The following is a 15,060-nucleotide window of genomic DNA, read 5'->3' as shown; positions in this document are numbered from 1 at the left end:
GTTACAATACGCGGATGAATTCGCCGCGCTTCGTCCACCTCCGTCTCCACTCCGAATATTCCGTCGTCGATGGCAATGTCCGTCTCGACGATGCCGTCAAGGCTGCCGCCAAAGATGGCATGGGCGCCTTGGCGCTGACCGATCTCGCCAATGCCTTCGGGCTGGTGCGCTTCTACAAGGAAGCGCGTGGCAAGGGCGTGAAGCCCATCGTCGGGGCTGACGTGTGGATCACCAATCACGACGAGCGCGACAAGCCGACCCGCCTGCTGCTGTTGGTGCGGGACAAGCAGGGTTACCTGAACCTGTGCCAGTTGCTGGCCAGGGCCTGGCTCTCCAACCAGCATCGCGGTCGTGCGGAAATCGCCCCCGAATGGTTCGACGAGCCCGGCGTTGAGAATGCGCCGCTGGCCGCCGGTCTGCTGGCGCTCTCCGGCGCCATGGCGGGTGATATCGGCGTGGCGCTGGCCAATGGCAACGAGGCGCTGGCGCGCAAGCTGGCGACGCATTGGTCCCGCGTGTTTCCGGGCGCTTTCTACATCGAACTACAGCGCGCGGGGCACGCCGGTACTGAGGCCTACATCCAGCAAGCGGTGAAGCTTGCATCGGCCATGCAGTTGCCGGTGGTCGCCACACACCCGGTGCAGTTCATGACGCCGGACGATTTCACGGCCCACGAGGCACGCACCTGTATCGCAGAGGGTGAACTGCTCGCCAATCCGCGCCGGGCCCGCCGCTTCACGACCGAACAGTATTTCAAGACGCAGGACGAGATGTGCGCGCTGTTTGCCGACATCCCGTCCGCGCTGGCCAACGCAGTCCAGATCGCGCAGCGCTGCAACCTCAAGCTGGAGCTGGGCAAGCCCAAGCTGCCCCGGTTTCCGACGCCCGACGGCATGTCGCTGGACGACTACCTCGTCCAGCTCGCCAAGGAAGGGCTGGAAAAGCGCATGGAAGTGCTTTTCCCCGACGAGGCCGTGCGCGAATCCAAACGCGCCGAGTATTACGCCCGCCTGGAATTCGAGACGGGCACCATCATCAAGATGGGCTTCCCGGGCTATTTCCTGATCGTTGCAGACTTCATCAACTGGGCCAAGAACAACGGCGTGCCGGTGGGGCCGGGCCGGGGCTCGGGTGCCGGCTCGCTGGTGGCGTATGCGCTGGGGATTACCGATCTGGATCCGCTCAAATACAACCTGCTGTTCGAGCGTTTCCTGAATCCGGAACGTGTGTCGATGCCCGACTTCGACATCGACTTCTGCCAGCACGGCCGTGACCGCGTCATCCAGTACGTGAAAGAAAAGTACGGCAAGGACGCCGTCTCGCAGATCGCCACCTTCGGCACCATGGCCGCCAAGGCCGCGGTGCGCGACGTGGGCCGCGTGCTCGATCTCGGCTACAACTTTGTTGACGGCGTCGCCAAGCTGATTCCGTTCAAGCCGGGCAAGCTCGTTACGCTCGAAGAAGCGAAGAAGGAAGAGCCGCTGCTGGCCGAGCGCGAGGCCAACGAAGAAGAAGTCAAGCAGCTGCTGGAACTTGCGCAGCGCGTCGAAGGCATGACGCGTAACGTCGGCATGCATGCGGGCGGTGTGCTGATCGCCCCGGGCAAGCTGACCGACTTCTGCCCGCTCTACACGCAAGGCGGGGAAGACGCCGGCGTCGTCAGCCAGTACGACAAGGACGATGTGGAAGCCGTTGGCCTGGTCAAGTTCGACTTCTTGGGCCTGACCACGCTCACGATCCTCGACTGGGCCGAGCGCTACATCCGCATGCTCGATCCGTCCAAGGCGGATTGGAACTGCAGCCATATTCCGCTGACGGACAAGAAGGCGTTCGACATCCTGAAGACGGCCAACACGGTGGCCGTGTTCCAGCTGGAAAGCCGCGGCATGCAGGGCATGCTGAAGGACGCCAAGCCTGACCGTTTTGAGGACATCATCGCCCTCGTGGCGCTCTATCGCCCGGGCCCGATGGACCTGATCCCCAGCTTCTGCGCACGCAAGCACGGCCGCGAGAAGGTGGAGTACCCCGACCCGCGCGTCGAGCCGGTGCTCAAGGAGACCTACGGCATCATGGTCTACCAGGAGCAGGTGATGCAGATGGCGCAGATCGTGGGCGGTTACTCGCTCGGCGGCGCCGACTTGCTGCGCCGTGCGATGGGTAAGAAGAAGGCCGAAGAAATGGCCGAGCACCGCGCGCTGTTCCGGGCGGGTGCGGCCAAGGACGGGCTCTCCACCGAAAAGGCTGATGAAATCTTCGACCTGATGGAGAAGTTCGCCGGCTACGGTTTCAACAAGTCACACGCGGCCGCATATGCGCTGCTCGCGTACTACACGGCTTGGCTCAAGGCGCATCACCCGGCCGAATTCATGGCGGCCAACATGTCGCTCGCCATGGACGACACCGACAAGGTGAAGATCCTTTACGACGATGCCCGAGGCAAGAACGGCCTGACCATCCTGCCGCCGGATATCAACGCCAGCCAGTACCGTTTTGCACCGACCGACGCCAAGACCATCCGCTACGGTTTGGGCGGCGTGAAGGGCAGCGGCCAGGGCGCGATCGAAGACATTCTGCGTGCACGCGAAGACGGCCCATTCAAGGACTTGTTCGATTTCTGCGAGCGTGTTGACCGTCGCCAGGTCAATCGCCGGACGATCGAGGCGCTGGTGCGGGCCGGCGCCTTCGACAGCCTCAACGACAACCGCGCGCAACTGCTCGCGTCGATCGGCCTGGCCATGGAAGCCGCCGAGCAGAAAGCGGCCGCCGCCAACCAGGTGTCGCTCTTCGACTTGATGAGCGGCGACGATGCCGAGCAGCATCGTCCCGAACTCGTCGACGAGCCGGCCTGGTCGACCAAGCGCAAGCTGCAGGAAGAAAAGCAGGCGCTGGGTTTCTACCTTTCCGGCCACCTGTTCGATGAATACCGTGACGAGGTGCGCCGCTTCGCACGCACGACGCTGGCCGATCTGGCGCGCGAAGTGACCGACAAGGGCAACGGGGGCGGCTACGGCAACCGCGATGCGCGCAACAAGACCGTGGCCGGCGTGATCGTAGGCCAGCGCACCCAGATGACGCAGCGCGGCAAGATGCTGATCGTGATGCTCGACGACGGCTCCGCCAGCGAAGCTACCGAGGTCACGGTCTTCAACGAAGTTTTCGAAGCGAATCGCGCCCTGTTCAAGGAAGACGAAGTGCTGATCGTGCAGGGTAGCGCCCGCCATGACATGTTTACTGGCGGCGTGCGCGTGACAGCCGAGTCGGTCATGGACATGACGCAGGCGCGCGCCAAGTTCGCGCGGGCGATCCGGCTGTCGATGAATGGCGATTCAACGGCGGCCAAGCTGCGTGATCTGCTCTCGCCGCATGTGGCGGCCGATGGCAATGGCGTCTCGGTGCGCATCAACTACGTCTGCGAGCAGGCGCGCTGCGAAGCGGTGCTTGGCGACGCCTGGCGTATTGTTCCGAGCGAAGCGGCGATCGCCGCGCTGCGTCAGGCGCTGAATGCCGAGAACGTGGCAACGGTGTACGAGTAGTTCGAAGATGGCGCGGGGGGCGCCATTGCCGGGCGGGCGCTCGGCACGACTGCAGTCTCAATACGATTATTACTAGAGCATCCATGAACGTCGGAATCTCGTGCAACGCGCTGGGCTACAGCGGCGGCAGCGAGCGCTACGCGATGGACCTGGTGCGCGGTCTGCATAAGCGCGCCATCCGTCCTGTGTTCTTCGCCAAGATGGTGGACAAGGCGCTTCCCGAGTACCGCCAGGTCAAGGCGGTCGCATTGCCCACGCGCAAGTTGCCCGGCAAATTGAACGACCACGCGTTCGGCTGGCTTGTGCGCTATCTGGCCAAGCGCGAGCACATCGATCTGATGATCGGCTGCAATCGCACGGGCGCTTCGGATATCGCGATTTGCGGCGGTACGCACGTCGGTTATCTGAAGAGCTTTGCAAAAGAGGCCGCGTTTTGGGATCGCCAGCAGATCGCCCTGGAGCGCAGAGACTATGTGCGCTCGCACGTTGTCGTGGCGCACTCGCGGCTGATGGCGCAGGAGGTGCTCGATTATTACGACATTCCTGCTGCCAAGGTAAAGACGGTGTACCCCCCGGTGAGTGAGACGAAGTTCTCGCCGGTGGATGACGCAGAGCGCCAGCGCCTGCGCGATGAGCTTGGCTTCGCGAAGGATCGGGTCACGTTTGTGTTCCCGTCGTCGAGCCACAAGCGCAAGGGCTATCCGCTGCTGGAGGCTTTCTTCTCCAAGACGGATCTGCCAGTGCAACTGGTGGTCATCGGGCGCCCGGTGTCCTCGTCCTCGCCCAACATCCGCTACCTGGGATATCGCAAGGACATCGAGAACGTCTACCGCGCAGCGGACTACACGATCCTCGCTTCGCACTACGAGCCGTTCGGGCTGATTGGGGTGGAGTCCGTGCTGTGCGGCACGCCTGCCGTACTGGCAGCCAATATCGCTTGCACCGAGGTGATCTCGGTCGAAGGAGCACCCACCTTCGACCTGGATGATCCATCCACGCTGGCGCGCACGATTGAGGCAGCTGTTGCCCGTGCGCTGGCTGGGCAGGCGCGCTTGGCGAATCCGCGTGAGCACCTGCGCTATGACCCGAGCATCGCTGCGCACATCGATGCCCTGCTGGCGCTTGCACCTGGCGCGGGGACATTGCGATGAGCGGCTTGATGCAACGTGGCCGGACACTGATATCCAGCGCGCCGGCGGCGCTGGCCGTGTTTGGAATCGCCATCCTGCCGGCCTTCATGCTGTCGGTGCGCGGCGCAGCGTTCCTGTCCTTCTTGCTGCTGCTGGTTGCTGCGTTGTGGTCGATGCTGGCCTCCCCTGCGGATGCCATGAATCGACTGCGAGCGATGTGGCATGAACACCGCTGGCTGATTCTCGCCATGGCCGCCATGCCGACGGCGATGCTGATCAGTGCCCAGTTGAACCCTGCCGCACCGCGCAGTGTGCCATTTGCCTATGGCCGGCTCTGGCTGTTCGGGCTGGCGCTGTTTGCGCTGTTGCAATTGCGGCCTACACAGCTGGAGAGCGTGCAGTGGGGCTGCGTTGCGGGCGCGCTGGCCTCGGTTGTATGGGCTTATCTCGAATTGCGTGTCGGGCGGCCAGACATGATCGGCGCATTCGCCAACACGATCCCTTTCGGCAATCTATCGTTGCTCATGGGGCTGTTCTCACTGATTTCCATTGGATGGTCCAAGGGGGACGGCTGGCTGCTTATCATCTTGCGCGTGGTGGCTGGTGGCGCTGGACTCTATGCGTCGTATCTGTCGCAGTCGCGCGGCGGCTGGATTGCCATCCCTGTACTGTTGCTGATTGCCGTGGCAACGCTGCGGCATGTGGCTTGGAAGAAGCGAGTGACTGCCTTGCTGGTGTTCTTCGCACTGTTGGCAGCGGTATGCGTTTCGTCGAGTGTGGTCCGTGCCCGTTTCGATCAGGCAGTCAGTGATCTACGCGCCTATCAAGCTGGTCAGACCAACACGTCAATCGGCATCCGCTTCCAACTTTGGAAAGCGGCCGCATTGATGTTGACGCGCCACCCGCTCGCCGGGGTGGGTAGAGGCCAATTCGAGCCCGCTCTCAAAGCGATTCACGCGGAAGGGCTGATCACCCAGGAAGCGACTGCAGTCGAGCATGCCCACAACGAGTTTCTATACAATGGCGCCACGCTTGGCGTGCTGGGCATCGGCGCATTGCTGGCGATGTACCTGGTGCCTGCCGTGTACTTCGTGCGTGCAGCGCTGTGCGACGATGGCATCCTGCGCACCACGGGGGCGATGGGCCTGACGTTATGTGTAGGCTTTGTCTTGTTCGGGTTGACCGAAGTGATGCTGATCATCGCCCAGACGGTCGTGTTCTACAGCGTGATGGTAGCGATATTCACCGCGCATATTCACCGGCGCCGGCAGCAGCTTGGCGCCGCTCCCGTTTTCTAAGACTGTTTTCGCATGCCTGCATCCAATCGAGCTACGCTCGCCGTCATCATCGTCGCCAAGAACGAAGCCGCCGATATCGGCGACTGCATCCGCTCGGTGCGCGACTGGGCGGACGACGTCATCGTCTTCGACTCGGGCAGCACGGATGGCACGCAGGACATCTGCCGCCAGCTCGGTGCGCGCGTGTTCGAGACGGACTGGCCGGGCTACGGCGAGCAGTCCAACCGCGCCTTGCGCGAGGCGCGCACCGACTGGGTGCTTTCGCTGGACGCCGACGAGCGCATCAGCCCCGAATTGCGGGCCGAGATGATCGCCGTACTGGAATCGGGCAGCCCGCACACTGTCTACTCCATGCCGCGCAGCTCGAGTTTTTGTGGCCGCTTCATGAAGCATTCGGGCTGGTGGCCGGACCGCATTCGTCGCTTCTTCAAGCGCGAGCAGGTGACGTTCTTCGATGCGCCGGTGCACTCGCACCTGGTCTTCGAGGGTACGGTGGGCGATTTCCGCGCCCCGATCATCCATTATTCGATTCCTGACCTGAAGGCTGCACTCGACAAGGCCAACGATTATTCGACCGCCGGTGCCGCCGCGGCTTATGCCAAGGGCAAGCGCGCGTCGTTGGGCAGTGCCATCGGCCACGGGCTGTGGGCGTTCATCCGTACGTACATCATCCAGCGGGGTTTCCTCGATGGGGCGGAGGGCTTCATGCTGGCCGTGTCGAACGCTGAGGGCACGTATTACCGCTACGTCAAGCTGATGATGCTGCATCGTCATGGCAAGCGCTGAGTTGCCGCGTCGCATCGCCCTCATCATTACGACGTATAACCGCCCGGACGCGCTGGTTCGCGTACTGACCGGCTGTGGCGCACAGACCGATCGCGCATTCGACGTCATCGTCGCCGACGACGGTTCGCGCGATGACACACGCGTGGCGGTCGAAGCCGCCGCCAAGATCGCGCCGTATCCGCTGCGCCATGTCTGGCATCCCGACGACGGATTTCGTGCTGGTGAGATCCGCAACCGCGGCGTGCTGGCGACGGACGCCGACTACCTCGTTTTTCTCGATGGCGATTGCGTGCCGCGTCCGGATTTTGTGGCGCGTCACCGCGCGTTGGCCGAGCGGGGGCGCCTGCTGTCCGGTAGTCGCATCCTGCTGAATGAGGCAATGACGCGCGAGGTTGTCACCCAGCAGATCGACATTCACCTGAAGGATCGCGCGTATTGGTTTGCTGCCCGGCGCGCGGGCCGCATCAACAAGTTCCTGCCGCTATTGGTGCCGGGTTTGCCGATGCCGCGTACCTTCAAGGACACCAGTCTGCGCGGCATCAAGAGCTGCAACCTTGGCGTGTGGCGCAGCGATTTCGAGCGCGTGAACGGTTTCGATCAGAGCTTCGTCGGATGGGGCCATGAAGACGCCGATCTGGCGGTTCGCCTTTATAACGCCGGCGTGCGGCGCAAGCGCGGCTTTTGCGCGACCGAAGTCTTCCACCTATGGCATCGCGAGCAATCGCGGGAGCAGGAAAGCCCCAACTATCAACGCATGATGGCTCGGCGCAATACCGACATCATCCGTGCAGACGTCGGGCTTGCAGAGCTGCGAGAGCAGGGAACCTGAGCAGGGTTGTCATGCTCACCAGGTCTTCTTCTGCTTCACGATGCCGAGAAACGGCCGCACGAAAATCTGATAGAGGAACTTGCGCACGAAGATCTGGCGCAGATGATGTCCGAGCCCCAGGCGGGTGTCGGCTTCGCGGCTTTTGATAGCGCGATCGGCTTCCAGGTTCGAGCCGCTATCGAAGTTCTGCACGCCAATCACATAAGGCACGACCGCACGCATCTGCACGATGCCTTCGCGCTCGAACTTGTACCAATAGTCTGCGGCCAGCCACACGGGATAGAGCTGCTCGACCATGCGCTTGGCCGCGGCGCGCGTGACGAAATAGCCATGAGCGAGCCACTGGTAGTTGGCAAGCTTGACCGTGCGGTGGTTCGCTGTCAGCGGCCGGGCACTGCGCTTGTAGTAACGGTCGATGTGCGTGAGCAGCGTGACAACGGGCTCGTCGGGTGACACGCTCCGTGCCAGCGCGTCGAGCACGGCTGGCACATCCGGCCCGAGTTTGGCGTCGTCTTCCAGAATGAGCGCGTAGGGCAGGTCCTGCTCAATCATTGCCCGGTAGACGCCGAGGTGGCTGAGCGCGCAGCCGACTTCGCCGACGGTCAATTCGCGGCTTTGGCCTGTGGCGCGTGCGTGGTCATAGTGGCGCGCAAGCTCGTCGGCGGGAAGTGTCTTGCCGTACACACCGGGGAAGCGGCGATGCGGCAGGCCCAACGCATCGAGTTGCCGCTCCAGGGCTTCGCGGCGCCCGGCGTCGTGGTCGAGATTGATGAAGAACGTGGGAACGCGCGAACTCATTGCGGAAGCGTCAGGTGGTACGCCGGCCACGCTGAACCGGGCATTACGCAGCAGGATGGGCCGGGTGGTGGATTGCCGCTAAAATGCCGGGTCGCCCGTCTGTCGGATGACAAACGCTGCAACGCACTTTATGGCGGCCATGCGATCGCCATGCGACGCAAGCTGCCCACCCTCATTTGAAAACGCCGTGAGTATACAAGCAAAGTCTGATCACCCAGCGCCCGCCAAGCCGATGCTCAAGCGGTTGTGGGGCTACCTTCGCCCCGAATTGACCGCCTTCATCCTGGCAATGGTCGCCATGGGCGTGGTGGCTGCCACCGAAGGGATCATCCCCAAGGTCGTGAAGGATTTGCTGGATCAGGGCTTCGGTGGTGAGTACGCCGGCAAGCTGTGGCAGGTGCCGGCCATGCTGGTAGGCATTGCCGTCGTGCGCGGCATTGCGCAATTTGCGTCGACGTATCTGTTGAGCCTTGTGTCGAACAAGGTGCTGCTGAATCTGCGGATGAAGATGTTCGAGCGCCTCCTGCAGGCGCCGGCTTCGTATTATCAGCGCAATACGGCAGCGTCGATCATCAACGCGGTCATCTTTGAGGTCAACCAGGTGCTGCAGGTGCTCACCGGCGTGTTCATCACACTGGTGCGCGACTCGATGACGGTGCTGGCGCTGCTGATCTTTCTCTTCTATACCAACTGGCGCCTGACGCTGGTGGTGGCGGTGATCCTGCCGATCATCGGCCTGCTGATGTCGCGTATCAACCGTCGCCTGCGCTCGCTCAACCGCGACAGCCAGAACCTGACCAACCAGGCCGCCTATGTGGTGGAAGAGGCTGTGGGCGGCTACAAGGTCGTCAAGCTGCATGGCGGCGAGGCGTATGAATCGCTGCGCTTCAATGCCATGACGAACCGTCTGCGTGGTTATGCCATGCGCGTGGCTGTGGCCGGTGGGCTGAACCAGCCGGTGACGCAGTTCCTGGCGGCGCTGGCGCTGTCGGTCATCCTGGCCATTGCCATGTTGCAGGCGCAGGCCAACCAGACCACGGTCGGCGGCTTTACCGGCTTTGTGATGGCGATGCTGCTGCTGATCTCGCCGCTTAAGCACCTGACCGACGTGAATCAGCCGCTGCAGCGCGGCCTGACCGCCGCCGAATTCATCTTTGGCCTGATCGACACGCCGATCGAGCCGCAAGAAGGCGGCAAGAAGATCGATCGTGCCCGCGGCGATGTCCGCTTCGACAACGTCACGTTCCGCTATGGCGAAGATGGCCGGGCAGCGCTCGACAACGTCAACTTGCATGTCAAGCCGGGCGAGGTCGTCGCGCTGGTCGGGCCGTCGGGCAGTGGCAAGACCACGCTGGTGAACCTGCTGCCGCGCTTCTTCGATCCGACCTCGGGCACGATCTCTCTCGACGGCGATGCGCTGACGGACCTGGCCCTGCACGACCTGCGCCGCCAGATCGCCTTCGTGAGCCAGGATGTGGTGCTGTTCAACGACACCATCGCTGCCAACGTGGCCTATGGCGCGCGCGACGCCTCCGAGATCGACATGGCACGCGTGCGCCGCGCGCTCGAGGCGGCCTACCTGACCGATGTGGTCGACAACCTCCCCGAGGGCATCGATACCAATGTCGGCGATAACGGCTCGAAGCTGTCCGGTGGACAGCGCCAGCGCCTGGCGATTGCACGTGCGATCTACAAGGACGCGCCGATCCTGATCCTGGACGAAGCGACGTCCGCACTGGATTCGGAGTCCGAGCGCCAGGTGCAGGCCGCGCTCGAACGCCTGATGGAAGGGCGTACGACGCTGGTGATCGCGCACCGCCTGTCGACCATCGAAAATGCCGACCGGATCATCGTGCTCGAGCACGGCAAGATTGCCGAAGCCGGCACGCACCGCGAACTCATCGAGCGCGATGGGTTGTATGCTGGACTCCATCGCATCCAGTTCGCCACCCAGTAAGCCCTTCCGCTCGGGCGGCGTGCTCAGGATGCTCAAATCAAAGGAGACATCGTGACGACCATCACGCCGCCCATCAGCCGGTTCCCCGTTCCTGAGCTGGCTGATATTCCTGAAGATATTCGCGCGCGCATCCTGGAGGTGCAGGAGAAAAGCGGCTTTGTGCCGAACGTCTTCCTGGCGCTGTCGCATCGGCCCGACGAATGCCGCGCCTTTTTCGCGTACCACGATGCGCTGATGCTGCGCGAAGGCAGCAGTCTCACCAAGGGCGAGCGCGAGATGATCGTGGTCGCCACCTCCGCCGCCAACCAGTGCCTGTATTGCGTGGTCGCGCACGGCGCCATTCTGCGCATCTACGAAAAGAAGCCGCTGGTGGCCGACCAGGTTGCCGTCAATTACCGCAAGGCCGACATCACGCCGCGCCAGCGCGCCATGCTCGACTTTGCAATGAAGGTCTGCACCGCCTCGCACACCGTCAATGACGCGGACTATGAAGCCTTACGCGCGCACGGCTTCGATGATGAGGACATCTGGGACATCACCGGTATCACCGCATTCTTCGGCCTGTCGAACCGCATGGCGAATGTGATTTCGATGCGGCCCAATGACGAGTTCTACCTGCTTGGCCGCGTGCCGCGCGAGAAGAAATAGCGCCCCGGGCTTACGCCGTCAGCTCGCGCAGCGCCTCGAGCAGCTTGACGGCGGGGCTCGGCAGAATGCCGTGGCGGCGCCGGAATGCAGTCAGTGTGCGGCGCGCCACCAGGCCGGGAATGGGCAAAGGCTCGATCACACCGGCGCGGCGCTCGGCATCGATCATCGGTTCTGCCATCCAGCTGAGAAATCCCGAGCGCGCCACCAGGCTCTTGAGCGCAGTCACCGAGCGTGTTTCCACCACGATGTTCGGCAAGCCAAGGCCCGCTGCCTCAAAAACTTGCCGCATGTGTTCATATGGCCCGGTGCCTCGCGGAGGAACGGCCCAGGGCGCATCCAGCGTATCGGCCAGCGTCAGCGATGGACGCTTGCGCAACGGATGCTCACGAGACGCCACGACAAAGCTGGCATCCTCCCAGCGGCAATCCGCGATGGCGATGATTTCGTCGGTATCCGGCATCGCCATCGACAGCGCGAGGTCGATTTCGTGCTTGACCAGCCCCTCGGCCAGGCGATCCCACACGCCTTCGAGAATTTCCACGCGCAGGTTTGGCCACCGCGCGACCAACGTGCCGACGGCTAGCGGCAACACATAGCTCGCAATGCTCCCGACTGCACCCACGCGGATGGTGCCCTTGGAGAGGCCGCGCATTGCGTTGATTTCTTCACGGGCGTAATCGGCCTCGTGCTGCAGCAGCGATGCGTGGGGCAGGAGCGCCTGCCCGATCGCGGTGAGCTGCATTCCCTTGGAGTGCCGCTCGAACAGGGGGGCGCCCACTTCGTCTTCCAACCGCTTGACGATGCGGCTGAGCGCCGGCTGGGTGACGTGCAGCACTTCTGCAGCGCGGCCAAGACTGCCGGCGGAAACGATGGTGGTGAATGCGCGCAGCTGGCGCAGATCGAAAGTCATGTCAAAAGGTAATGACTTTCTCGAAATAATTCAATATCCCGTTAAGAACTACGGATTCCATACTGGCGACCTGTTTCAAGGAGATGGCCCGTATGACCCGCACCTCGCTCGCGCTGACCACCGTGCGCGACGCCACCATCGAGCTGCTGCGCCGGCTCGGCATGACGCACGTGTTCGGCAACCCCGGCTCGACCGAGCTACCGATGTTTCGCGATTTTCCGGAGGACTTCCGCTACATCCTCGGCTTGCAGGAAGCCGTGGTCGTGGGCATGGCAGACGGCTTTGCGCAGGCTACCGGCAACGCGGCGCTGGTGAATCTGCACTCGGCGGCCGGTGTCGGCAACGCCATGGGCAACATCTTCACGGCGTTCAAGAATCGCACGCCCCTGGTGATCACCGCCGGGCAGCAGGCACGCTCCATCCTGCCGTTCGATCCGTTTCTCGCGTCCAATCAGGCGACCGAGCTGCCCAAGCCGTACGTCAAATGGAGCATCGAGCCCGCGCGTGCACAAGACGTGCCGCTGGCGCTAGCCCGCGCGTATCACATCGCGATGCAGGAGCCGCGAGGCCCGGTGCTGGTGTCCATTCCCGTGGATGACTGGGACCAGCCGACGGAACCCGTCGCCGTGCACGAAGTGGCCACCGCGGTGCGGCCCGATCCGGTCACGCTGGCGCGCATCGGCGACGTGCTCGACGCGGCACAGCGGCCGGCGTTCGTGGTGGGGGCCGCCATTGACCGCGCTGGCGCGTGGGACGCCGTCGTGCAACTCGCCGAGAGGCATAACGCGCGCGTATTCACGGCACCGATGGCCGGGCGTGGCGCGTTTCCTGAAGACCACCGCCTGTTCGCCGGCTTCCTGCCCGCGATGCGTGAAAAAATCGTCAGCCTGCTGCAGGGGCACGACGTGGTGTTTGCGCTCGGCGCCCCTGCGTTTACGTACCACGTGGAAGGCCATGGGCCGCATGTGCCGGTCGGGGCGAAGCTCGTGCAGTTGATCGACGATCCAGCGACCGCTGCCTGGACGCCCGAAGGCATTTCCGCCGTGGGCAACATGCGTCTGGGCGTGCTGGATTTGCTCGCTCGCCCCGCGCCACCGGCTCGGCCGGCGCCGGCACCCCGCGTCAAATCGCCGCGCGCTGAGCCGGGTTCGCCCATGTCGGTTGCGTGTGCGTTACAGACGCTCGATGCCGTACGCGGCCTGGCGGACATCGTCGTCGAAGAGGCGCCGAGCGCCCGATCGACCATGCAGGCCTACTTGCCGATGCGCCGCGCTGGCGCGTTCTACACCATGGACAGCGGCGGATTGGGCTACGGCATGCCGGCCGCTGTCGGCGTGGCACTTGCGAAACCTGGCACACGCGTGATCGGCCTGATTGGCGATGGATCGAGCATGTATTCGATCCAGGCGCTGTGGAGCGCGGCGCAGCTCAAGTTGCCCATGACGTTCGTCATCCTGAACAACCGCCGCTATGCTGCCTTGCAGGATTTCGCACCGGTGTTCGGCTTTGCGCCCACCGATGCGGTGCAGGGCACGGATCTGCGCGGCATCGACTTTGTCGGCCTGGCCCACGCCATGGGCTGCACCGGTCAGCGCGTGAGTGACCCCCATGCGCTGGAGGCTGTGCTGCGCCGCGCCCTGCAATCCACCGGACCAACCTTGATTGAAGTGGAGATCGCTTGATGACGAACACGAACGTTGCCCCGCTGGATGCGGCCCACACCATTGCGATGCTGATTAACGGAGAGCGCGTGCAAGCCGCCAATGGTGCCGTGTTCGAGCGGCGCAATCCGCTTGACGGCACTGTCGCTACGCGCGCGCCAGCGGCAACGTCGGAGGATGCCCGTCGCGCAGTCGATGCCGCCGCTGCTGCATTCCCGGCATGGGCTGCAATGGGACCGACAGAGCGCCGTGCGTTGCTCATGCGCGCTGCCCAGGCACTTGAGGCGAAGGGCGAGGCTTTTGCCGCCGCGATGGCTGCTGAAACGGGCGCCTCCGCGCTGTGGGCCGGCTTCAACGTGCATCTTGCTGCGAGCGGTCTGCAGGAAGCCGCGGCCATGGTCACGCAGATCGCGGGCGAGATCATTCCGTCCGACGTGCCCGGCAGCCTCGCCATGGGCGTGCGCCAGGCGGCCGGCGTGGTGCTCGGAATTGCTCCATGGAATGCGCCGGTCATCCTCGCCGTGCGGGCGATTGCGCTGCCGCTGGCATGCGGCAACACCGTCGTGCTCAAGGGCTCGGAAGTTTCGCCCGCCACGCACGGGCTCATCATCGAAGCCTTGCAAGAGGCGGGCTTGCCAAACGGCGTCGTCAATTTTGTGACGAATGCCCCGGCCGACGCCGGCGTGATCGTGGAGGCGATGATCGCGCACCCCGCCGTGCGGCGCGTCAACTTTACCGGCTCAACGCGTGTGGGCCGCATCATCGCGCAGACGTGCGCGACGTATCTGAAACCTGTGGTGCTGGAACTGGGCGGCAAGGCGCCGCTGCTGGTGTTGGCGGATGCGGACATCGACGCCGCTGTCGACGGCGCAGCCTTCGGCGCGTTTGCCAATTCGGGCCAGATCTGCATGTCCACCGAGCGCATCATCGTCGATGAATCCATCGCCGATGCATTTGTCGCCAAGCTGGCGGCCAAGGCTGCGGCGCTGCCGCTTGGCGATCCGCGCAAGGGGCCGGCAGTGCTGGGCTCGGTGGTCGACATGAGTACCGTCGAACGCTGCAACCACCTCATCGACGATGCGCTCGCCAAAGGCGCGAAGCTGCTGTGCGGCGGCAAGGCAACCAGTACGCTGATGCCCGCCACGCTTCTCGACCACGTGACGCCCGACATGCTGATCTACTCAGAAGAATCATTCGGCCCCGTCAAGGGCATCGTGCGTGTGAACGGCGACGATGCCGCCGTTGCCTGTGCGAATGACAACGCATACGGCTTGTCGTCCGCCGTGTTCAGCCGCGATGTCGCCCGCGCCATGAACGTCGCGCGCCGCATCGAATCCGGCATCTGCCACATCAACGGTCCGACCGTGCACGACGAGGCGCAGATGCCGTTTGGCGGCGTCAAGGCAAGCGGCTTCGGGCGGTTCGGCGGCCGCGCCGGTGTGGCCGAGTTCACCGAGCTGCGCTGGATGACGGTGCAGACCACGCCGCGCCACTACCCGTTCTGAGCTGA

At 63.7% G+C, this 15,060-nt stretch carries 11 protein-coding genes; 9 read left to right on the top strand and 2 right to left on the bottom strand.

Annotated elements, in window-relative coordinates; all coding sequences use genetic code 11:
- Positions 1–14: 14 nt before the first annotated feature.
- The 5 genes from dnaE (at position 15) to AAHM38_RS15355 (ending at position 7,576) form a co-directional block, all read left to right on the top strand.
- Positions 15–3,533 (top strand): DNA polymerase III subunit alpha, encoded by a 3,519-nt coding sequence (gene dnaE, locus AAHM38_RS15375; RefSeq protein WP_012762409.1) that lies wholly within the window; start codon positions 15–17, stop codon positions 3,531–3,533.
- 83 nt (positions 3,534–3,616) lie between these two features.
- Positions 3,617–4,684: a glycosyltransferase family 4 protein gene (locus AAHM38_RS15370; protein ID WP_116575360.1), complete on the top strand. Its 1,068-nt coding sequence runs from the start codon at positions 3,617–3,619 to the stop codon at positions 4,682–4,684.
- On the top strand, positions 4,681–5,961 hold the full coding sequence (locus AAHM38_RS15365) for an O-antigen ligase family protein (RefSeq protein ID WP_116575359.1): 1,281 nt from the start codon (positions 4,681–4,683) through the stop codon (positions 5,959–5,961). The genes AAHM38_RS15370 and AAHM38_RS15365 overlap by 4 nt, the downstream gene beginning before the upstream one ends.
- A 12-nt stretch (positions 5,962–5,973) precedes the next feature.
- Positions 5,974–6,747, top strand: a complete 774-nt coding sequence (locus AAHM38_RS15360) for a glycosyltransferase family 2 protein (protein ID WP_012762406.1) — start codon at positions 5,974–5,976, stop codon at positions 6,745–6,747.
- Positions 6,734–7,576: a glycosyltransferase family 2 protein gene (locus AAHM38_RS15355; protein ID WP_116575358.1), complete on the top strand. Its 843-nt coding sequence runs from the start codon at positions 6,734–6,736 to the stop codon at positions 7,574–7,576. The genes AAHM38_RS15360 and AAHM38_RS15355 overlap by 14 nt, the downstream gene beginning before the upstream one ends.
- A gap of 15 nt (positions 7,577–7,591) precedes the next feature.
- Here the strand turns inward: AAHM38_RS15355 and AAHM38_RS15350 are convergent, their stop codons facing one another.
- Positions 7,592–8,374 (bottom strand): glycosyltransferase family 25 protein, encoded by a 783-nt coding sequence (locus tag AAHM38_RS15350; RefSeq protein ID WP_012762404.1) that lies wholly within the window; start codon positions 8,372–8,374, stop codon positions 7,592–7,594.
- 232 nt (positions 8,375–8,606) lie between these two features.
- Between AAHM38_RS15350 and msbA the strand changes: the two genes are divergently transcribed.
- Both msbA and AAHM38_RS15340 read left to right on the top strand, forming a co-directional pair.
- The gene (msbA, locus tag AAHM38_RS15345) at positions 8,607–10,331 is read left to right on the top strand and encodes a lipid A export permease/ATP-binding protein MsbA (RefSeq protein ID WP_116575357.1); all 1,725 of its coding nucleotides are present in this window, start codon (positions 8,607–8,609) and stop codon (positions 10,329–10,331) included.
- A 51-nt stretch (positions 10,332–10,382) separates the two neighbouring features.
- Positions 10,383–10,979 (top strand): peroxidase-related enzyme, encoded by a 597-nt coding sequence (locus AAHM38_RS15340; protein WP_012762402.1) that lies wholly within the window; start codon positions 10,383–10,385, stop codon positions 10,977–10,979.
- A gap of 10 nt (positions 10,980–10,989) precedes the next feature.
- Here AAHM38_RS15340 and AAHM38_RS15335 read toward each other — a convergent pair whose 3' ends face one another.
- A complete protein-coding gene (locus AAHM38_RS15335) occupies positions 10,990–11,889 on the bottom strand; it encodes a LysR family transcriptional regulator (RefSeq protein WP_116575356.1) in 900 nt (299 codons plus the stop codon).
- A 92-nt stretch (positions 11,890–11,981) separates the two neighbouring features.
- On the opposite strand from AAHM38_RS15335, the gene mdlC reads away from it, so the two are divergent.
- On the top strand, positions 11,982–13,571 hold the full coding sequence (mdlC, locus tag AAHM38_RS15330; protein ID WP_116575355.1) for a benzoylformate decarboxylase: 1,590 nt from the start codon (positions 11,982–11,984) through the stop codon (positions 13,569–13,571).
- Positions 13,571–15,055 (top strand): aldehyde dehydrogenase, encoded by a 1,485-nt coding sequence (locus AAHM38_RS15325; protein WP_116575354.1) that lies wholly within the window; start codon positions 13,571–13,573, stop codon positions 15,053–15,055. Before mdlC ends, AAHM38_RS15325 begins: the two co-directional genes overlap by 1 nt.
- Positions 15,056–15,060 lie beyond the last annotated feature (5 nt).

Origin of the sequence: Ralstonia sp. OTU4908 (assembly GCF_038440115.1) — a bacterium.
Lineage (GTDB): Bacteria > Pseudomonadota > Gammaproteobacteria > Burkholderiales > Burkholderiaceae > Ralstonia > Ralstonia pickettii.
The sequence above is the reverse complement of the archived record's forward strand: the minus strand, read 5'-3'. Positions and strand labels throughout refer to the sequence as shown.

Excerpts from the sequence above, each read along its gene's own strand:
- dnaE (WP_012762409.1), top strand. The coding sequence starts at position 15 with ATGAATTCGCCGCGCTTCGTCCACCTCCGTCTCCACTCCGAATATTCC.
- AAHM38_RS15370 (WP_116575360.1), top strand. The coding sequence starts at position 3,617 with ATGAACGTCGGAATCTCGTGCAACGCGCTGGGCTACAGCGGCGGCAGC.
- AAHM38_RS15365 (WP_116575359.1), top strand. The coding sequence starts at position 4,681 with ATGAGCGGCTTGATGCAACGTGGCCGGACACTGATATCCAGCGCGCCG.
- AAHM38_RS15360 (WP_012762406.1), top strand. The coding sequence starts at position 5,974 with ATGCCTGCATCCAATCGAGCTACGCTCGCCGTCATCATCGTCGCCAAG.
- AAHM38_RS15355 (WP_116575358.1), top strand. The coding sequence starts at position 6,734 with ATGGCAAGCGCTGAGTTGCCGCGTCGCATCGCCCTCATCATTACGACG.
- AAHM38_RS15350 (WP_012762404.1), bottom strand. The coding sequence starts at position 8,374 with ATGAGTTCGCGCGTTCCCACGTTCTTCATCAATCTCGACCACGACGCC.
- msbA (WP_116575357.1), top strand. The coding sequence starts at position 8,607 with ATGCTCAAGCGGTTGTGGGGCTACCTTCGCCCCGAATTGACCGCCTTC.
- AAHM38_RS15335 (WP_116575356.1), bottom strand. The coding sequence starts at position 11,889 with ATGACTTTCGATCTGCGCCAGCTGCGCGCATTCACCACCATCGTTTCC.
- mdlC (WP_116575355.1), top strand. The coding sequence starts at position 11,982 with ATGACCCGCACCTCGCTCGCGCTGACCACCGTGCGCGACGCCACCATC.
- AAHM38_RS15325 (WP_116575354.1), top strand. The coding sequence starts at position 13,571 with ATGACGAACACGAACGTTGCCCCGCTGGATGCGGCCCACACCATTGCG.